This is a genomic window from Enterobacter sp. 61D5, from assembly GCF_034107965.1.
Taxonomy (GTDB): domain Bacteria; phylum Pseudomonadota; class Gammaproteobacteria; order Enterobacterales; family Enterobacteriaceae; genus Enterobacter; species Enterobacter cloacae_M.
Window position 1 is genome coordinate 74,009 of sequence record NZ_JAWNFK010000014.1, and the last position, 18,208, is coordinate 92,216.

Annotated in this window: 17 protein-coding genes; 7 read left to right on the plus strand and 10 right to left on the minus strand. The window is 59.0% G+C overall.

Annotated elements, in window-relative coordinates:
* Window positions 1-83: 83 nt before the first annotated feature.
* The gene (locus UTM25_RS15465) at window positions 84-1,316 is read right to left on the minus strand and encodes an MFS transporter (protein WP_194399918.1); all 1,233 of its coding nucleotides are present in this window, start codon (window positions 1,314-1,316) and stop codon (window positions 84-86) included.
* A 168-nt stretch (window positions 1,317-1,484) separates the two neighbouring features.
* Here UTM25_RS15465 and UTM25_RS15470 point away from each other — a divergent pair, with 168 nt between their 5' ends.
* The 3 genes from UTM25_RS15470 to deoR all read left to right on the plus strand — a co-directional run bounded on the left by UTM25_RS15470 (window position 1,485) and on the right by deoR (window position 3,655).
* Window positions 1,485-2,213: a phosphatase PAP2 family protein gene (locus tag UTM25_RS15470; protein ID WP_194399917.1), complete on the plus strand. Its 729-nt coding sequence runs from the start codon at window positions 1,485-1,487 to the stop codon at window positions 2,211-2,213.
* A 7-nt stretch (window positions 2,214-2,220) separates the two neighbouring features.
* Window positions 2,221-2,829, plus strand: coding sequence for an undecaprenyl-diphosphate phosphatase (ybjG, locus tag UTM25_RS15475; protein WP_109845968.1), 609 nt, complete (start codon window positions 2,221-2,223; stop codon window positions 2,827-2,829).
* A gap of 67 nt (window positions 2,830-2,896) precedes the next feature.
* The gene (gene deoR / locus UTM25_RS15480; protein ID WP_008503427.1) at window positions 2,897-3,655 is read left to right on the plus strand and encodes a DNA-binding transcriptional repressor DeoR; all 759 of its coding nucleotides are present in this window, start codon (window positions 2,897-2,899) and stop codon (window positions 3,653-3,655) included.
* A gap of 96 nt (window positions 3,656-3,751) precedes the next feature.
* Here deoR and dacC read toward each other — a convergent pair whose 3' ends face one another.
* Window positions 3,752-4,957, minus strand: a complete 1,206-nt coding sequence (gene dacC / locus UTM25_RS15485; RefSeq protein ID WP_032661393.1) for a serine-type D-Ala-D-Ala carboxypeptidase — start codon at window positions 4,955-4,957, stop codon at window positions 3,752-3,754.
* 240 nt (window positions 4,958-5,197) lie between these two features.
* Between dacC and UTM25_RS15490 the strand changes: the two genes are divergently transcribed.
* Window positions 5,198-5,824, plus strand: a complete 627-nt coding sequence (locus UTM25_RS15490; protein ID WP_194399916.1) for a glutathione S-transferase family protein — start codon at window positions 5,198-5,200, stop codon at window positions 5,822-5,824.
* Here UTM25_RS15490 and UTM25_RS15495 read toward each other — a convergent pair whose 3' ends face one another.
* Both UTM25_RS15495 and bssR read right to left on the minus strand, forming a co-directional pair.
* Window positions 5,825-6,943: a PQQ-dependent sugar dehydrogenase gene (locus tag UTM25_RS15495; RefSeq protein WP_194399915.1), complete on the minus strand. Its 1,119-nt coding sequence runs from the start codon at window positions 6,941-6,943 to the stop codon at window positions 5,825-5,827.
* 106 nt (window positions 6,944-7,049) lie between these two features.
* Window positions 7,050-7,433, minus strand: coding sequence for a biofilm formation regulator BssR (gene bssR / locus UTM25_RS15500; RefSeq protein WP_194399914.1), 384 nt, complete (start codon window positions 7,431-7,433; stop codon window positions 7,050-7,052).
* Between the two features lie 216 nt (window positions 7,434-7,649).
* On the opposite strand from bssR, the gene rimO reads away from it, so the two are divergent.
* Entirely contained in the window at window positions 7,650-8,975 is a 1,326-nt protein-coding gene (gene rimO / locus UTM25_RS15505) for a 30S ribosomal protein S12 methylthiotransferase RimO (RefSeq protein WP_023310913.1), read from the plus strand.
* A gap of 63 nt (window positions 8,976-9,038) precedes the next feature.
* On the opposite strand, the gene gsiD is transcribed toward rimO, so the two are convergent.
* Genes gsiD through iaaA form a run of 5 tightly spaced genes read right to left on the minus strand, consistent with a single transcriptional unit; the run spans window position 9,039 to window position 15,261 of the window.
* Window positions 9,039-9,950, minus strand: coding sequence for a glutathione ABC transporter permease GsiD (gene gsiD, locus UTM25_RS15510; RefSeq protein WP_024908682.1), 912 nt, complete (start codon window positions 9,948-9,950; stop codon window positions 9,039-9,041).
* 1 nt (window position 9,951) lies between these two features.
* The gene (gene gsiC, locus UTM25_RS15515) at window positions 9,952-10,872 is read right to left on the minus strand and encodes a glutathione ABC transporter permease GsiC (RefSeq protein WP_029739934.1); all 921 of its coding nucleotides are present in this window, start codon (window positions 10,870-10,872) and stop codon (window positions 9,952-9,954) included.
* A gap of 5 nt (window positions 10,873-10,877) precedes the next feature.
* Window positions 10,878-12,416 carry a glutathione ABC transporter substrate-binding protein GsiB gene (gsiB, locus tag UTM25_RS15520; RefSeq protein ID WP_194399913.1) on the minus strand — a complete coding sequence of 513 codons (1,539 nt, stop codon included), beginning with the start codon at window positions 12,414-12,416 and terminating at the stop codon, window positions 10,878-10,880.
* A gap of 23 nt (window positions 12,417-12,439) precedes the next feature.
* Entirely contained in the window at window positions 12,440-14,311 is a 1,872-nt protein-coding gene (gene gsiA / locus UTM25_RS15525) for a glutathione ABC transporter ATP-binding protein GsiA (RefSeq protein WP_194399912.1), read from the minus strand.
* Window positions 14,312-14,322: 11 nt separating this feature from the next.
* A complete protein-coding gene (gene iaaA, locus UTM25_RS15530; RefSeq protein WP_194399911.1) occupies window positions 14,323-15,261 on the minus strand; it encodes a beta-aspartyl-peptidase in 939 nt (312 codons plus the stop codon).
* A gap of 188 nt (window positions 15,262-15,449) precedes the next feature.
* On the opposite strand from iaaA, the gene moeA reads away from it, so the two are divergent.
* Window positions 15,450-16,682: a molybdopterin molybdotransferase MoeA gene (gene moeA, locus UTM25_RS15535; RefSeq protein WP_194399910.1), complete on the plus strand. Its 1,233-nt coding sequence runs from the start codon at window positions 15,450-15,452 to the stop codon at window positions 16,680-16,682.
* A gap of 1 nt (window position 16,683) precedes the next feature.
* Window positions 16,684-17,436, plus strand: coding sequence for a molybdopterin-synthase adenylyltransferase MoeB (moeB, locus tag UTM25_RS15540; protein ID WP_194399909.1), 753 nt, complete (start codon window positions 16,684-16,686; stop codon window positions 17,434-17,436).
* 90 nt (window positions 17,437-17,526) lie between these two features.
* On the opposite strand, the gene fsa is transcribed toward moeB, so the two are convergent.
* Window positions 17,527-18,189 (minus strand): fructose-6-phosphate aldolase, encoded by a 663-nt coding sequence (gene fsa / locus UTM25_RS15545; RefSeq protein WP_023326972.1) that lies wholly within the window; start codon window positions 18,187-18,189, stop codon window positions 17,527-17,529.
* Window positions 18,190-18,208: the final 19 nt, after the last annotated feature.

Consider the following 18,208-nt stretch of genomic DNA (forward strand, 5'->3'; position numbering starts at 1 on the left):
GGTCTGGTGCCCTCACCCTAGCCCTCTCCCACAGGGAGAGGGGAATGTTCCGTGCTCGCCAACAGGAAGAGGGAATAAACAGCTTAAGGTTGCAGGGCGTTTCCGACGCGTTTGTCTTTCAGGAACACCACCATCAGGCCAACCCACAGCGCGCCGTTGGCGAGGTTAAACAGGCTGAACAGCCCGTTGCCACCCAGCGCGTAGGCATGCTTGCTTACTTCGATACCGACGGTAAAAATCAGCATCTGCAGCATGCCCATCGCCGCGGAGACCGTGCCTTTACTCATCTCGCTGGCAAACAGCGTCAGGCGCACCAGCCCGGCGTTGGCCACGCCAATCCCGAAGGCATAGAGGCTGAGCCCCGCCGTCATCCACAGGTAGGCGTGGGATGACGCGACGGTCGCCACCGCAGCCAGAATCAGCCCTGCCGCAATCGGCCAGCCGCCCATGATAATCAGTGAACGCACGGTGCGTCGTGACGTCAAACGTGCCAGCACCAGGTTGCCGATAATCAGCGCGCCAAAGATCGGCACCTGCAGCAGGCCATACTCGTAGCTGCTGAGCTTTTCACCGCTGATGATTATGACCGGCGACTGCGCGATCCACGCCAGCAGCGGCAGGCTAACGAACCCGGTCGCCAGCGCGCCCGCCACAAAGCGGCCATTCTTCAGCACCTCTTTGTAATCCCGACCCAGCTCTTTCAGCGAGAGTTTCTCACCGATGCGGGTGGCCGTTTCCGGCATCGCCCGGTGCAGCCCAAAGAACGCGAAGGCGGCGAGAACCGCAAAGAGCACAAACATCCCTTCCCACGGCGCAACGTGCACCCACGCGGCACCCACCAGCGGCCCGAGTAAGGGGGCGATCAGCGCGACGTTCGCCATCAGCGCGGTAATCTTGATACACACCGCCTCCTCAAACGACTCCTGAATGGCGGCATACCCCACGGCGCCGATAAAGCACAGGCTCACCCCCTGCAGGAAGCGCAGCAGGGTAAATTGTTCAATGTTTTGCGCCAGCAGCGTGGCGAGACAGGTGACGATAAACCACACCACGCCCGTGAGCATCACCGGACGACGGCCAATACGATCCGACAGCGGGCCTAACAGCCACTGTAAAAACATGCCGCCGGCCAGATAGGCGGTCATTGAGGTCGGCACCCACTCAATACCCGCGTTGTACTGCGCCACAACGGCCAGCATACCGGGCTGGATCATATCGTTGCCGATATAGGTAGAGAATTCGTAGAGCACCAGACACAGGGGGAAAAGCAACGCCTGACGACCCAGACGTGAACCAGAAGAAGAACGGTTTAACATGCAATCTCTTTATAATGACAAAATCGCGACGAGTTTAATGAAATGCCGCAGCCCGAGATAGTGATTTATCGTGGATAAACAGAAATAAAGCACATATCGTCTTCGTTTAAGGTTTCCTTAAGTTGACGCTTTTATGATAGCCCGATTACTCGTCAACGATCCCAAATTATGGCACTCACCTCCAGCCGTTCAGAATTGTCTAACTTACAGACAAATAAGACAAAACGACTTTACCGCTTACCGACCCGCTTTTATGGTTATCAGCTTTTCGTACTGATCGCCCTTGCCGTGGTGTTTACATGGCTATCGCGCAATGAAGCGCTCGACAGGTGGATCATCGGCTTTTGGTATGACGCGGCAACGCAGAGCTTCCCGCTGCAGAAGGACCACCTGCTGGATCTGCTGAACCACCGCCTGGCGAAGTACATCGCCATCGGCTTAGGTGCCGTAGCGCTGTTTTACGGCGCTTACAAGCGCAACGCAAGGCTGGTCACGGCGGCGCTGCTGATGGGCGTTGGCGCGCTGGTGGTAGGCGTGCTGAAAAGCGTGAGCCATCACAGCTGCCCGTGGGATCTGGTGGAATATGGCAGTAAGGCTGTGTCTTATCCCCTGTTCAGCGCCGTCCCTGCCGACAGCGGTCCGGGGCGCTGTTTCCCCGGCGGTCACGCCTCCAGCGGCTTTATGGTGATGGGGCTGTTTTTTGCCTTCTGGCGCGAACGTCCGCGTCTCGCCTGGTGCTTCGTCGCGCTGGGCGTGGTGTTAGGTCTGGCGATGGGCTACGGCCAGGTCATGCGCGGGGCGCATTTTTTCTCTCACAACCTGTGGGCCGGGTGGTGGGTCTGGTTTTCCCAGGTGGTTGTCTACGGACTCATTTCCACCCGGTTTGCTAAAGAGTGATAACGCTATGTTAGAGAATCTGAATTATCAGCTGTTTTATCTGATCAACGCCACGCCAGCCTCGCCTGAGTGGACGATCGATTTTGCCACCTTTCTGGCAAAAGATCTGATCAGTATCGTGCCTGCACTGGCTGCGATTCTCTGGCTGTGGGGTCCCCGCAGCCAGGTGAAGGCGCAGCGCCAGCTGGTGATTAAAGTCGCGATGGCGCTCGGGGTAAGCGTCCTGGTCAGCTACATTCTCGGCCATGCGTTCCCGCACGATCGTCCTTTTGTCGATCACGTCGGCTATACCTTCCTGCACCACGCGCCGGATGACTCGTTCCCGAGCGATCACGGAACGGTGATCTTCACCTTCGCGCTGGCTTTCCTGTTCTGGCATCGCCTGTGGTCCGGCGCGGTCCTGATGGTGGCGGCCCTGGCAATCGCCTGGTCTCGCGTTTACCTGGGCGTTCACTGGCCGCTGGATATGGTGGGCGGTTTCCTGGTCGGGATGATTGGCTGCGTGAGCGCGGCTATCCTGTGGAGCCTCTTCGGTGAAGCGCTTTACCGCACGCTGTCTTCGCTCTATCGCGCCATTTTCGCTATCCCGATCCGCAAAGGCTGGATACGTGACTAACCCCAACCTGACAGGTTACACTTGAACCCCCGCCCTGCGGGGGTTCACTTTTTTATCCCGAGGAACTATGGAAACACGTCGCGATGACCGCATTGCTCAGCTGCTACAGGCGCTGAAGCGCAGCGATAAGCTGCATCTTAAGGAAGCCGCCAACCTCCTCGGCGTCTCAGAGATGACCATTCGTCGGGATCTGAACAGCGAAAGCGCGCCCGTCGTGCTGCTGGGCGGTTATATTGTGCTTGAGCCGCGTAGCGCCAGCCATTATCTGATCAGCGACCAGAAGACGCGCCTGGTGGAAGAGAAGCGCAAAGCCGCCCGGCTTGCGGCCTCACTGGTACAGCCGCACCAGACGCTGTTTTTTGACTGCGGAACCACCACGCCGTGGATTATCGAAGCCATCGACAGCAGCATCCCTTTTACCGCCGTGTGCTACTCCCTGAACACCTTTCTGGCGCTGCAGGAGAAACCCGAGTGCCGGGTGATCCTCTGCGGCGGCGAGTTTCACGCCAGCAACGCTATCTTTAAGCCGCTTAACCTGCAGGATACGCTCAGCAATCTCTGCCCGGATATCGCGTTTTATTCCGCCGCAGGCGTCAACGTGCGTCAGGGTGCGACCTGCTTTAACCTGGAAGAGCTGCCGGTGAAACACTGGGCGTTAAGCGCAGCGCAGTATCATGTGCTGGTGGTCGATCACAGCAAGTTTGGCAAGGTGCGTTCGGCAAGAATGGGCGAGCTGGCGCAGTTTGACGCCATCGTCAGCGACTGCCGCCCGGACGATGAGATTGTGGCCCACGCGAAGGCGCAGCAGGTGAAGTTGATGTATTAAGAGGGGTGCGGTCTGATGCCCGCACCCCGGCACTCTCCCACAGGGAGAGGGAGAAAAACGTAGGCCGGGTAAGCGCAGCGCCACCCGGCAAAAAACTTAGCTAAACCAGCTGCCAAACCACCCGTGGAATTTCATCATCACGAAATCCCACATCCGGCTGAAGAAGCCGCCCTCTTCCACCGCTTCCATCACAATCAGCGGACGCTGTTCAATCGACTTCCCGTTTAGCTGGAAATCAATCGTCCCGACCACCTGGCCTTTTTTCAGCGGAGCCGTGAGCTGCGGGTCGGTCAGGGTATAGCTGGCCTTCAGGTTTTTCAGTTGACCGCGCGGAATGGTCACCGAGCCGCCTTCACCCGCCCCGAGATTGACTTCACTCTTGTCGCCAAACCAGACGCGCTGGCTGACGAACGTGGCATCCGGTTTAATCGGCGTCACGGTTTCATAGAAGCGGAAGCCCCAGGTCAGCAGTTTTTCTGACTCATTAAAGCGAATACGGTCGGTTTTGGTGCCCAGCACCACCGAAATCAGACGCATGTCGCCCTGGGTCGCGGAGGCCACCAGGTTATAGCCCGCGCCCGCCGTGGTGCCGGTTTTCATTCCGTCCACGTTAACGTTGCTGCTCCAAAGCAGGCGGTTGCGGTTCGGCTGGCGGATTTTGTTGAAGGTAAACTCTTTCTCTTTATGGATGGCGTATTCATCCGGCACGTCGTGGATCAGCGCTTTTCCCAGCAGCGCCATGTCGCGCGCGGTACTGAACTGTCCCGGCGAATCCAGACCGTGAACCGTTTTGAACGTAGTGTTGGTTAAGCCCAGTTTCTGCGCGTAGCCATTCATCAGGCCAATGAAAGAATCCTGGCTGCCGGCAACGTAGTCGGCCAGCGCGATGCACGCATCATTTCCCGACTGAATAATTACCCCTTTGTTCAGATCGGAAACGGAGACCTGATCCCCCGGCTTCAGGAACATCACCGAAGAGCCCCGCAGCGCCGGGTTACCGGTCGCCCAGGCATCTTTCCCGATGGTGACCATATCGTCCAGCTTGATCTTGCCCGCTTTCAACGCCTGGCCGACCACATAGCTGGTCATGATTTTGGTCAGGCTTGCCGGATCGAGTTTCTCATCCGCATTCCCTTCCGCCAGCACTTTACCGCTGGAGTAGTCCATCAGGATCCAGGCGCGCGCATCCACAGGCGGCGCTTCGGGCGCAGCCTGTTCAGCTGCGTAGAGCGTTGGTGCAAACAGGAAAAGGAGCGCAGAGCCTGTCGCAAGGCTGCGCAGAGAAGTCATTTTACGCGTCATAAATGCCACCCGAGTGTCCATTCAAAAATTACGTCACATCACCGTGTCGCAAGAAGCGATGAGTAATAGCGCACTAAAACGGTTAAAGAAACCCAACGAGGGTAAAGTTATTAAAGTTTATGCAATAACATTCAGATACGCTTTGATTCAGACGATTTTTTTGTCTTCTGTTGCGTAATTGTTAGGTTTATCTCACCATGGCGAAAGCTGACCCGGATTCACAACTCATCAGGAGTAAATATGATTACGCTTTGGGGCAGGAACAACTCGACCAACGTTAAGAAAGTGCTCTGGACGCTCGAGGAGCTGGATTTACCGTTCAATCAAATCATGGCCGGCATGTCGTTTGGCGTGAACAAAGAGGCCGACTATCTGGCCATGAACCCGAACGGCCTGGTGCCGCTGCTGCGCGATGATGAAACCGACGCAACGCTTTGGGAATCTAACACCATTGTGCGTTACCTCGCCGCCCAGTACGGTCAAGGGCGTCTGTGGGTAGAAAACCCGGCGCAGCGCGCCCAGGGCGAAAAGTGGATGGACTGGGCGAACCAGACGCTTTCGCCAACCCACCGCGTGATCCTGATGGGGTTAGTCAGAACCCCTGAAGCCGAGCGCGACTACCCTGCCATTCATGCCGCTCAGGATGCATGTGAAAATCTGTTCGCCATGATGGATGAAGAACTGGCGAAGCACGCCTGGTTCTCCGGTGAGGCGTTCGGCGTGGGCGATATTGCCGTGGCGCCGTTCGTCTGGAACCTGACCAACCTCGGCCTGAAGTGGACGCCGCGCCCTCACCTTGAGCGCTGGCTTAAACAGCTGAGCGATCGCCCGGCGTACCGCAATGTGGTAATGATCCCGGTCACCTGATTACGCACCGGACGGGCTGACTTTTAACAGCTGCCCGTCCGTCTCGTCGGTCAGCACATATAAATAGCCGTCCGGCCCCACCCGCACATCGCGAATACGTTTATCCCGGTCGCCCAGAATTCGCCCGTCCTCCGTTACTTTATTGCCCTCCACGCTCAGCACGATAACGTCCTTTTCCTTCAGCGCGCCGATAAACAGCTTGTTTTTCCACTGCGGGAAAACGTCGCTGTTGTAGAACGCCATGCCGCTCACGGCGGGCGACACTTTCCAGACGAACAGCGGTTTTTCGGTTCCCTCAACGTGCTCGCCTTTGGCTTCCGGAATTTTCAGACCGCTGTAGTTAATGCCGTGCGTCGCCAGCGGCCAGCCGTAGTTCTTTCCTTTCTCCGGGATGTTGATCTCATCCCCGCCGCGCGGGCCGTGCTCGTTCAGCCACAGCGCGTCGCTCCAGGGATTCATCGCCATCCCCTGCGGGTTGCGAATGCCGTAAGACCAGATTTCGGGTCTCGCGCCGGGGGTATTCACAAACGGGTTATCCGGCGGCACTTTTCCGTCTTCGGTGAGGCGCACCACTTTACCCTGCAATTTATCCAGATCCTGCGCCGTCGGACGCTGGTTATTCTCGCCGAGTCCGATAAAGAGCGAGCCTTTGCCGTCGAACACCAGCCGCCCACCAAAATGGTTACCGGTGGAGAGTTTCGGCATCTGGCGGAACACCACCTGGAAGGCTTCAATGCGCGTAAAATCATCGCTTAACCGGCCATAGCCCACCGCCGTTCCGGCTTTGCCGTCACTTCCTGCTTCGGCGAAGCTCAGCCAGATGCGGCGCGATTTTTCAAAATCCGGGGCGAGGACCACGTCCAGCAATCCTCCCTGACCGTTTGCCCAGACCTTCGGCATGCCGACAATCGGATCGGACAGCCCTTTTCCGGCCTGCCAGCGTTTGAGCTGACCGCCCTTCAGGGTCACCAGCAGGCCTTTATTGTCCGGCAGAAACGCCAGAGACCAGGGATGATCGAGTTTGTTTTGCAGCACCTCGACCTTGACCGTCTCTGGGGCAGCAAGAAGCGAAAACGGAATGAACAGCGCAGGCAGGGAAATTAGCGAGGATCGAGGCATAACGCGCTCCTTTATCGGCATATGGCATAAAGGTTAGCCACTGCATCCGGGCGCGTTACCACTTTTACAAAAGCTTAATCAGAAGGGGGAGTTGCCTCCCCCTGGGTCAGTGCTGTTCAAGCTTCTCGTGCTCGTTCAGGCACATGATGCATAGAGAGAGCGTGGTCAGGCAGTTTTCAAGCTTCTCCGCGTTAACAGCGATAAAATTCGGGCAGTCGTGGCGTCCGTTCATCAAACATACCCCAGCGATGGAAAGCACCTCAGCGGCGCGGCGCAGGGCGATCAGCTCACTTTCGCCGTATTTCACCTTCAGGGTCGGTGCTTTTTCACGCATGAAATTGCAAAGTTCAAACAGGTTATCACGCAGATGTTCGCTTTCGCTGACTGACATATACCCTTTCGCCTTCCTCAACTGCAGGTACGCGGCCAGGTCGATTCGGGCGTTGATCAGCTTGTTAAGCAGATCGCGTTTTAGTCTGTCAACGGTCATGCTCTTTCCTCCTCTGTCAGCCATTGTGCATAGTCAGGATAAGTTCATTTTTTGTACAGTTTAATGCCTGGGATCAATTTTTATTAACTGATTAACATTATTTACAATGTTACAACGTCTGCCCGGCGCATCCGCCTTGCAAAGAGTGTATAAATCCCCCGCGATACGCTGTAAAATCCCGCCCTGACAACTCCATAATTGATGAATTTTTAACCTATGAGCAATGTTACGCACCAGCCGAAAATCGGCTTCGTCTCCCTGGGCTGCCCGAAAAACCTCGTGGATTCCGAACGCATCCTGACCGAACTGCGCACCGAGGGCTATGACGTGGTGCCAAGCTACGACAACGCCGATATGGTGATCGTGAACACCTGCGGCTTTATCGACAGCGCGGTTCAGGAGTCACTGGAAGCCATCGGTGAAGCCCTGACGGAAAACGGCAAAGTGATTGTTACCGGCTGTCTTGGCGCGAAAGAAGATCAGATCCGCGAAGTGCATCCGAAGGTGCTGGAGATCACCGGCCCGCACAGCTACGAGCAGGTGCTGGAACATGTTCATCACTACGTGCCAAAACCAAAGCACAACCCGTTCCTGAGCCTGGTGCCAGAGCAGGGCGTGAAGCTGACGCCGCGCCACTACGCGTACCTGAAAATTTCCGAAGGCTGCAACCATCGCTGCACTTTCTGCATCATCCCGTCCATGCGTGGCGATCTGGTAAGTCGTCCGATTGGCGAAGTGCTGGCGGAAGCTAAACGTCTGGCCGACGCGGGCGTGAAGGAGCTGCTGGTCATCTCCCAGGACACCTCGGCTTACGGCGTGGACGTTAAACACCGCTCCGGTTTCCACAACGGCGAGCCGGTGAAAACCAGCATGGTCGGCCTGTGCGAGCAGCTGTCTAAACTCGGTATCTGGACGCGTCTGCACTACGTCTACCCGTATCCGCACGTTGACGACGTGATCCCGCTGATGGCGGAAGGCAAAATTCTGCCGTACCTGGATATCCCGCTGCAGCACGCCAGCCCGCGGATCCTGAAGCTGATGAAGCGTCCTGGCTCCGTTGATCGCCAGCTGGCGCGCATCAAGCAGTGGCGTGAAATCTGCCCGGATCTGACCCTGCGCTCCACATTCATCGTCGGCTTCCCGGGTGAAACCGAAGAAGACTTCCAGATGCTGCTCGATTTCCTGAAAGAAGCGCGTCTGGACCGCGTAGGCTGCTTCAAGTACAGCCCGGTAGAAGGCGCAACCGCCAACGAGCTGGCGGACCAGGTGCCGGAAGAGGTGAAAGAAGAGCGCTGGAACCGCTTCATGCAGCTGCAGCAGCAGATCTCTGCCGAGCGTCTGCAGGAAAAAGTGGGCCGCGAGATCATGGTGATCGTTGACGAAGTGGACGAAGAAGGCGCGATTGGCCGCAGCATGGCGGACGCCCCTGAAATCGACGGCGCGGTGTACCTGAACGGCGAAACCAACGTTAAGCCGGGTGATATTATTCGCGTGAAGGTTGAAAACGCTGACGAGTATGACCTGTGGGGTAGCCGGGTTTAAACGCCCAGCTTCCCTTTTGTAGGCCGGGTAAGGCGTCGCCGCCACCCGGCACATTCCACTCCCCTACCCCTTAATCCTCGGATCCAGCGCGTCGCGCAGCCCGTCCCCCAGCAGGTTAAACGCCAGCACGGTCAGGAAAATCGCCAGACTCGGGAAGATCGCCACGTGCGGTGCAATCACCATATCCGCCCTCGCCTCGTTCAGCATCGCGCCCCACTCCGGCGTCGGAGGCTGCGCGCCTAGCCCCAGAAACGACAGGCTGGCCGCCGAGATAATCGACACGCCGATACGCATGGTGAAATAGACCACGATGGACGACACCGTACCCGGCAGAATATGACTGAACAGGATGGTGGCATCGCTGGCACCCATGCTGCGGGCGGACTCGATAAAGGTCTGCTGTTTCAGCACCAGCGTGTTGCCGCGCACCAGCCGCGCGAACGCCGGAATCGAAAACACCGCGACCGCAATGATGACGTTCGCCATGCCGCTGCCCATGATCGCCACCACGGCAATCGCCAGCAGAATGCCGGGAAAAGCAAACAGCACGTCGCAGATGCGCATGATGATGCGGTCCCACCAGCCTTCGTAATACCCGGCAACGAGACCCAGCACGGTACCGATGGCCGCGCCGATCAGCACAGCGAACACCCCGGCGGCAAGCGAGATCTGCGCCCCGACCAGCACGCGGCTAAAGATATCGCGCCCGAGTGAGTCCACGCCGAACCAGTGCAGCATCGACGGTCCGTCGTTCAGACGGTCGTAGTCAAAATAGTTTTCCGCATCAAACGGCGCCACCCACGGCGCAATCACCGCCACCGCAATCAGCAGCAGCACAAACAGCCCCGCGGTCATCGCGACCGGCTGACGGCGAAAACGACGCCAGAATTCAGACCACGGGGTGCGGACGTGGTCCGGTTTTAGCCCCGGCATCGCGTTTAAAACGGCCTGGCGTCGCCAGTTCAACAATCGCATCTTACTTGTACCTGATGGCCGGGTTAATGGCGGCGTAGAGCACGTCCACCACTAAGTTGATAAGAATAAACTCCAGCGAGAAAAGCAGGACCTCCGCCTGGATCACCGGGTAGTCGCGCATCTCGACGGAATCGACCAGCAGGCGTCCCAGCCCCGGCCAGTTGAAGACCTTTTCCACGACGATCGAGCCGCCGAGCAGAAAGCCAAACTGCAGCCCCATCATCGTCACCACCGGGATCATCGCATTGCGAAAGCCGTGTTTCAGAATGACCCACTTCTCGCTGACCCCTTTCGCCCGCGCGGTGCGAATATAATCTTCGCTCAGCACGTCAACGAACGAGGCGCGGGTAAAGCGGGCCATTACCGCCGACACGGCAGCGCCCAGCGTCATGGAGGGCAGGATGTAATGCTTCCAGGTATCGGCCCCGACGGTCGGTAGCCAGCCCAGTTCGACGGAGAAGATCTGCATCAGCAGCATGCCCAGTGCGAACGCCGGGAAGGAGATGCCGGTCACCGCCAGCGCCATGCCGAGCTTGTCCGGCCAGCGGTTGCGCCAGACGGCCGCGATAATCCCGGCGCCAAGCCCAAACACGACCGCCCAGCTCATACTGGCAATCGTCAACCAGAACGTCGGCATAAAGCGGCTGGCAATTTCCTCCGACACAGGACGGCGCGACACCATCGAAATACCAAAATCGCCCTGCAGAACGTTACAGATATAGTGGATAAACTGCATATACAGCGGCTGGTCGAGGCCAAGCTGCTTACGCACCATGTCAATGACGGTGGCATCCGCTTCAGGCCCGGCAACCAGACGCGCCGGATCGCCCGGCAGCATATGGACAAACAGAAATACCAGGACCGCCACAATCAGCAGCGTCGGAATAAGCCCCAGCAGGCGTTTACAAACATAATTCAGCATGAGGTTTATTTTAAATCCGCATCGTCAAAGCTAAAGCCCGTGTCCGGCATGATGTAGAACCCGGTCAACGCTTTGTTATGGGCTGACACCAGTTTCTCCACCACCAGCGGCACCCACGGTGACTCTTTCCAGATAATATCCTGCGCGTCTTTGTAGAGGCGCGCCTTCTCTTCCGGTTTGGTGGTTTTCAGGGCATCGGCCAGGTCTTTGTCCACCTGCGGGTTGCTGTAAAACGCGGTGTTGAACAGGGTTGGCGGCCAGTTCTGTGAGGCAAACAGCGGCGACAGCGCCCAGTCGGCTTCACCGGTCGACGCCGTCCAGCCGGTATAGAACATCCGCACGCCGCTCTCTTTCTGCCCTTTCCCCTCTACTTCTGCCGCACGCTGTCCGGCATCCATTGCGGTGACCTGTACCTTGATACCCACCTGCGCCAGCTGCTGCTGGGTAAACTGCAGCACCTTCTGGGCGGTACTGTGATTATGCGAGGACCACAGCGTGGTGCTGAAACCGTTCGGGAAGCCCGCCTCTTTCAGTAGCTCGCGCGCTTTAGCCGGATCGTACGGCCACGGCTGATAGCTTTGCGCATAGGCAATCGCCGGCGGCAGCACGCCGGTGGCCGGAGTGGCATAGCCGGCAAAGGCGACCTTCACCAGCGCCTGACGGTTAATGGCGTAGTTGATGGCTTCACGCACCTTCGGGTTATCGAACGGCTTTTGCGTGACGTTCATGCTGACGTAGCGCTGCATGATCGACGGGCTGGCAACCAGCTCCAGCTTGCTGTTTTTCTGCAAAATGGCGGCCTGCTCATACGGGATCGGGAAGGCAAACTGCGCCTCGCCGGTTTGCAGCATCGCCGCGCGGGTGTTGTTGTCCACCACCGGGCGCCAGGTGATGGTGTCGAGCTTCGGCAGCCCCTGCTGCCAGTAGCCGCTGAATTTCTTCACCTTCACAAAGTCGGTCTGATTCCAGGTCACCAGTTCATACGGGCCGGTACCCACCGGGTGGAAACCAATCTCTTTACCGTATTTTTTCAGCGCGGCAGGAGAAATCATCGCCGTTGCCGGATGCGCCAGAATATTGATAAACGCGGAGAACGGCTCTTTCAGGGTGATTTTTACCGTCGTCGGGTCGACCACCTCGGTGCTGGCGATATTTTTATACAGGTTATAGCGCTTGAGGCTATTTTCCGGATTGCTGGCGCGATCGAGGTTAACCTTCACCGCTTCCGCGTTGAAATCGGTACCGTCCTGGAACTTCACGCCGGTTCTGAGCTTAATGGTATACACCAGCCCGTCGTCGGAGACGGTGTATCCCTCCGCCAGCACGTTTTTGAGCTTCATCTCTTTATCCAGGCCAAAAAGCCCCTGGTAGAAAGATTTCGCCACCGCCTGCGACAGCGTGTCGTTGGCGTCATACGGATCGAGCGTGGTGAAATTAGAGCCGACGGCGACCACCACATCTTTGGCAGCGAACGCGGGGGCAGCGGCCAGGGCTGCCGTCACGCTCGCGGCTAACAACCATCTACGCGCTACAAATGTAACCATTGTGTTCTCCTGCCTGTTGTAAGTTATAACCGCGAAAAAGCGTTGTCCTGACGCGGGGGAGCGACGAAATGACCCGGCTCGACCTCGCGCAGCGTCACGCGCTCCACGGCCTCGCCGCGTTTATGAATATTGCTCGGCATTTCATCCTGCAGCAGCACGCGTTGGCCGTGACGATGCGCGGGGTCGGCTACCGGGACCGCCGCGATAAGCTTGCGGGTGTACGGATGCTGCGGGTTTTCAAACACCGCCCTTCGCGGCCCAACCTCCACGATCTGCCCCATAAACATCACCGCCACGCGATGGCTGATGCGCTCGACCACGGCCATATCGTGCGAGATAAACAGGAAGGCAATGCCCATATCCCGCTGTAAATCCAGCAGTAAGTTGATGATTTGCGCCCGGATAGAGACATCCAGCGCCGAGACGGACTCATCGGCAATCACCACTTTCGGGTTTAGCGCCAGCGCACGGGCGATGCAGATACGCTGCCGCTGTCCGCCGGAAAACTCGTGCGGATAACGCCAGGCGTGCTCCGGCTTCAGGCCGACGCGCTCCAGCAGCCAGGCCACGCGACGCTGGGCCGCTTCGCCGTCGAGCAGGTTATGCACCCGCATCGGCTCCATGATCGAATACCCCACCGTATGGCGCGGATCGAGAGAGGCATACGGGTCCTGGAAAATAAACTGAATATCCCGCCGCACCGCCTGCAGCTTGCTGTCCGGAAGGGTATCAATGCGCTCGCCGTTAAAGGTAATGCTGCCTTCCTGTGATTCCACCAGACGGAGCAACGCGCGCCCGGTGGTGGATTTACCGCAGCCGGACTCTCCCACCAGCGCCAGCGTTTCGCCCGGCCAGAGATCGAAGCTGACGTTTTCCACCGCGTGCACTTCGCGCTTAACGCGGTTCAGTATGCCGCTGCGCAGCGGAAAACGGGTGACCAGATCGCGCACTTCCAGAATGGGCTTACCCGGCACCACGGTGTCCTGCTCGCGCTCATCCTCCTGCTGCTCAGACGCCTCAAGAGAAATCAGGGGGAAGCGGCGCGGCAAATCGCTGCCGTTCATCGCCCCCAGGCGCGGAACCGCCGCCAGCAGCGCTTTGGTGTAAGGATGCACGGGCGCGTGAAAAATCTGCTCGACCGGGCCGGTTTCCACCGCGCTGCCTTTGTGCATCACCAGCACCCGATCGGCGATATCGGCGACTACGCCCATATCGTGGGTGATGAAAATCACCCCCATCTCCATCTCCTGCTGCAGCACTTTAATGAGCTGCAGGATCTGCGCCTGAATCGTCACGTCCAGCGCCGTCGTCGGTTCATCGGCAATCAGCACCGCCGGACGGCAGGAGAGCGCCATGGCAATCATCACCCGCTGGCGCATGCCGCCGGAAAGCTGATGAGGGTAGCGACCCAGAATGGCCTGCGCCTCCGGAATGCGCACCAGCTCCAGCATCCGTCGGGCCTCTTTGAGCGCTTCATCGCCGCTCAGCCCCTGATGCAGGCGGATGGACTCGGCGATTTGCTCCCCGACCGGGAAAACCGGGTTCAGGGAGGTCATCGGCTCCTGGAAGATCATCGCAATATCCGCCCCGCGCACGCCCTGCATCTGCGAACCGCTCAGCTCATTTAAATCAATGACCTGACGGTTACGGCGGCGCAGGAGCATTTTCTCGCTGCTGATTTGCCCGCCCGTCTGTTCCAGCAGGCGCATCAGCGCCAGCGCGGTGACCGATTTACCGGAGCCGGACTCGCCAACAATCGCCAGCGTCTCGCCGCGCCTGAGCGTGAACGATAAATTCTGTACTGCGGGGATGAACTGCCGCTCTTCCTGAAACGCAATATTGAGCTGATGGACAGCCAGCACTTCGCGGTTGTCCAGTTCTTCACTGTGCGGCACGCGCTGCCCCCTTATTCACGATAGATGCCCGTGCTCGGTTCATCACCGGCATAACCCCAGGCGCGATACATGCCTTCGCTGTTGAACGGCAGAGCCACATTGCCCTCACGATCCACCGCAATGAGCCCGCCGACGCCGCCAAGCGCGGGGAGTTTTTCCATTACCACGCGCTCGCAGGCTTCGCTGAGGCTTAAACCGCCGTAATCCATCAGCGCGGTGATGTCGTAGGCCGCGAGGGCGCGGATAAACACTTCCCCGGTTCCGGTACACGACACCGCCGCCGTCGCGTTATTGGCGTAGCAGCCGGCGCCCGGCAGCGGGCTATCGCCGACGCGCCCGGGCAGCTTGTTGGTCATCCCGCCCGTTGAGGTCGCCGCCGCGAGGTTTCCGGCCTTATCCAGCGCCACCGCGCCGACCGTGCCCATTTTGGTGGTTTCATCGAGCGGCGCTGCATGGTCAAGCTGCGTCATGCCCGCCGAACGGGCTTCCAGCAGCTGCTGATAGCGCTCCTCCGTGGAAAACAGATCCGCCGATACCGGTTCCATCCCGTGCTCGAAGGCAAACGCCTCCGCCCCGGCCCCTGTGAGCAGCACGTGCGGACTCGCCTCCATCACCAGACGCGCGGCCAGCACCGGATTGCGCAGATGACTCACGCCCGCCACGGCGCCCGCTTTCAGGGTGACGCCGTCCATCACGCAGGCATCCAGCTCGTGCGTTTCATCCCGGGTAAAAACCGAACCGATCCCCGCATTAAACAACGGGCACTCTTCCAGCAGGCGCACCGCCTCGGTGACCACGTCCAGCGAGCTTTCGCCCGCTTCGAGCATTTTCTGACCCGTTTCCACAATGGCGTACAGCGCGTCGATATAGCGCTTTTCCTGCTCGGGACTGAGCTGTGCTCGGGTGATTGCCCCGGCGCCACCATGAATTGCGATTACCGCATTAACCATTCTCATCACCCGTTAGCCTGATTTGCGGCTTTTTCTATAAATATCATTATCGTCGATGAAACTTCAGATGATTTTTGAATATAGAAAGACGTAACTGTGATGTAAAGCGTACACCCATCGGGTCATACAGTTAGCCGCACTTTTCTGCCATAATGAGCGCTTTCGTTGTTACTCCGCAGGAGCCCACCATGGATTTTACCGCCGGACTGATGCCGCTTGAGACGGCACTCACGCAGATGCTTGACCGAGTTTCCCCGCTGCATGACGTTGAGACGCTGCCCCTCGTGCGCTGTTTTGGCCGTATTGCCGCGCGCGATATCGTCTCTCCGCTTAACGTGCCGGGGTTTGATAATTCCGCGATGGACGGTTACGCGGTACGCCTGGCGGATCTCCTGACGGGTAACGCCCTGCCGGTGGCGGGTAAAGCCTTTGCGGGCCAGCCGTTTAGCGGTGAATGGCCTGCGGGCACCTGCGTGCGCATCATGACCGGCGCGCCGGCTCCGGCCGGCTGCGACGCCGTTGTGATGCAGGAAGAGACAGAACAGACCGACGGCGGCGTGCGTTTTACCGCGAACGTTAAAGCGGGCCAGAACATCCGCCGCACGGGCGAAGATATCACCCTTGGCGCGACGGTCTTTTCTGCCGGGCAGAAGCTGACGGCAGGTGAGCTGCCGGTGCTGGCGTCGCTCGGGGTTGCTGAAATCGACGTTATCCGTAAAGTGCGCGTGGCCGTCTTCTCCACCGGTGACGAACTTCAGCTTCCGGGCCAGCCGCTGCAGGACGGTCAGATTTACGACACCAACCGCCTGGCGGTACACCTGATGCTGGAGCAGCTGGGCTGCGAGGTGATTAACCTCGGCATTATTCCTGACGATCCGGAAAAACTGCGCGCCGCGTTTATCGAGGCGGATAACGCTGCCGACGTGGTCATCAGCTCCGGCGGCGTCTCCGTAGGCGAAGCGGATTACACCAAAACCATCCTCGAAGAGCTGGGCGAAATCGCCTTCTGGAAGCTGGCCATCAAGCCGGGCAAACCGTTCGCGTTTGGCAAACTCCAGCACAGCTGGTTCTGCGGCCTGCCGGGTAATCCGGTCTCGGCGGCTCTCACCTTCTACCAGCTGGTGATCCCGCTGCTGGCGAAGCTTTCCGGCAACAGCGCCAGCCCGCTGCCGGAACGCCAGCGCGTGCGCGCCGCCACGGGCCTGAAAAAATCGCCGGGTCGTCTCGATTTCCAGCGCGGCATTCTGGCGCTCAACGCGGACGGCGAGCTCGAAGTGAGCACCACCGGGCACCAGGGCTCACACATTTTCAGCTCCTTCAGCCAGGGCAACTGCTTTATCGTCCTGGAGCGCGAGCGCGGCAATGTGGAAGCAGGCGAGTGGGTTGAGATCGAGCGTTTTAACCACCTGTTCGGAGGCTGACATGACGGTGGAGCTGAGCGACCCGGAGATGATGCGCTACAACCGCCAGATTGTGCTGCGCGGGTTTGACTTTGAGGGCCAGGAAGCGCTTAAAGCAGCAAGCGTGCTGGTTGTCGGGCTCGGCGGTCTTGGCTGCGCCGCCGCGCAGTATCTTGCGGCGGCGGGCGTGGGCAGGATGACGCTGCTGGATTTTGATACCGTGTCGGTGTCCAACCTGCAGCGCCAGACGCTGCACAGCGACGCGACGGTTGGCCAGCCGAAGGTGGAATCCGCCAGGGCTGCGCTGGCGCGCATCAACCCCCACGTTCAGTTCACCCTGATTGACGCAATGCTGGATGACGAGGCGCTGTTCGCACAGATTGCCCGGCACGACCTGGTGCTGGACTGCACCGATAACGTCACCGTTCGTAACCAGCTGAACGCGGGCTGCTTTGCCCACAAAATCCCGCTGGTCTCCGGCGCGGCGATCCGCATGGAGGGGCAAATCAGCGTCTTCACGTACGCGGAAGGTGAACCTTGCTACCGCTGCCTGAGCCGTCTGTTCGGCGAGAACGCGCTGACCTGCGTTGAGGCGGGCGTGATGGCGCCGCTGGTCGGCGTGATTGGCTCCCTGCAGGCGATGGAAGCGATCAAAGTGCTGGCGCGCTACGGCACGCCTGCCGCGGGGAAAATTGTGATGTATGACGCGATGACCTGCCAGTTCCGCGAGATGAAGCTGATGCGTAACCCGGGGTGTGAGGTATGCGGAGGTTAAAGCAAACGGCAACCTTCAGGTTGCCGTTTTAGTGTTTGCTCCCTCTCCCTGTGGGAGAGGGTTGGAGTGAGGGTATCAGGCCACCCCCCGTCAGATCGACGTCCGTCCAAACGCCCCCTGCCAGTCCTGCTCAAACTTCACAATCGCCGCATCCACGGCCGGAGAAGTAATAAACTGCTGCGCCACGTCCAGCGGCAGCGTGATTGACTCACAGCCTGCCAGCAGGCAGTCCAGCGCCTGACGCGGCGTTTTGAAGCTCGCGGCCAGCACCTTTGACTGCGGGGCGTGCAGCGTCAGCAGCTGCTGCAGTTCAACCACGGTCTGGATCCCGTCCCCGCCCTGCGCGTCCACGCGGTTAACGTAAGGCGCCACATACTCTGCACCCGCCAGCGCGGAGAGCATCCCCTGCGCGGCGCCGTAAACCGCCGTACCCAGCGTCGGGATCCCTTCCGCTTTCAGCATCTTGATCGCCGCCAGCCCTTCGGCGGTCACCGGCACTTTTACTACCAGGTCGTTAATGATGGCACGCAGCTTACGCGCGTCCTCCACCATCCCTTCGGCGGTGGTCGCCATCACCTGGGCGAACAGACGGCCTTTGCCGCCCAGCGCGTCGTGCAGCGCCGGCAGCAGCTCGTCCAGCGGCGTTTTACCTGCCGCCACAATGCTTGGGTTGGTGGTCACGCCCGCCAGCGGGAAGATACGCGCCAGCTTTTTGACTGCCGCAACGTCAGATGTGTCGAGATAAAGTTCCATGATGTCACCCTCAAAATTA

What these genes read in the sequence shown, in the direction of transcription:
- UTM25_RS15465 (WP_194399918.1), bottom strand. Translation starts at nt 1,316, where the DNA reads ATGTTAAACCGTTCTTCTTCTGGTTCACGTCTGGGTCGTCAGGCGTTG.
- UTM25_RS15470 (WP_194399917.1), top strand. Translation starts at nt 1,485, where the DNA reads ATGGCACTCACCTCCAGCCGTTCAGAATTGTCTAACTTACAGACAAAT.
- ybjG (WP_109845968.1), top strand. Translation starts at nt 2,221, where the DNA reads ATGTTAGAGAATCTGAATTATCAGCTGTTTTATCTGATCAACGCCACG.
- deoR (WP_008503427.1), top strand. Translation starts at nt 2,897, where the DNA reads ATGGAAACACGTCGCGATGACCGCATTGCTCAGCTGCTACAGGCGCTG.
- dacC (WP_032661393.1), bottom strand. Translation starts at nt 4,957, where the DNA reads ATGACGCGTAAAATGACTTCTCTGCGCAGCCTTGCGACAGGCTCTGCG.
- UTM25_RS15490 (WP_194399916.1), top strand. Translation starts at nt 5,198, where the DNA reads ATGATTACGCTTTGGGGCAGGAACAACTCGACCAACGTTAAGAAAGTG.
- UTM25_RS15495 (WP_194399915.1), bottom strand. Translation starts at nt 6,943, where the DNA reads ATGCCTCGATCCTCGCTAATTTCCCTGCCTGCGCTGTTCATTCCGTTT.
- bssR (WP_194399914.1), bottom strand. Translation starts at nt 7,433, where the DNA reads ATGACCGTTGACAGACTAAAACGCGATCTGCTTAACAAGCTGATCAAC.
- rimO (WP_023310913.1), top strand. Translation starts at nt 7,650, where the DNA reads ATGAGCAATGTTACGCACCAGCCGAAAATCGGCTTCGTCTCCCTGGGC.
- gsiD (WP_024908682.1), bottom strand. Translation starts at nt 9,950, where the DNA reads ATGCGATTGTTGAACTGGCGACGCCAGGCCGTTTTAAACGCGATGCCG.
- gsiC (WP_029739934.1), bottom strand. Translation starts at nt 10,872, where the DNA reads ATGCTGAATTATGTTTGTAAACGCCTGCTGGGGCTTATTCCGACGCTG.
- gsiB (WP_194399913.1), bottom strand. Translation starts at nt 12,416, where the DNA reads ATGGTTACATTTGTAGCGCGTAGATGGTTGTTAGCCGCGAGCGTGACG.
- iaaA (WP_194399911.1), bottom strand. Translation starts at nt 15,261, where the DNA reads ATGGTTAATGCGGTAATCGCAATTCATGGTGGCGCCGGGGCAATCACC.
- moeA (WP_194399910.1), top strand. Translation starts at nt 15,450, where the DNA reads ATGGATTTTACCGCCGGACTGATGCCGCTTGAGACGGCACTCACGCAG.
- moeB (WP_194399909.1), top strand. Translation starts at nt 16,684, where the DNA reads ATGACGGTGGAGCTGAGCGACCCGGAGATGATGCGCTACAACCGCCAG.
- fsa (WP_023326972.1), bottom strand. Translation starts at nt 18,189, where the DNA reads ATGGAACTTTATCTCGACACATCTGACGTTGCGGCAGTCAAAAAGCTG.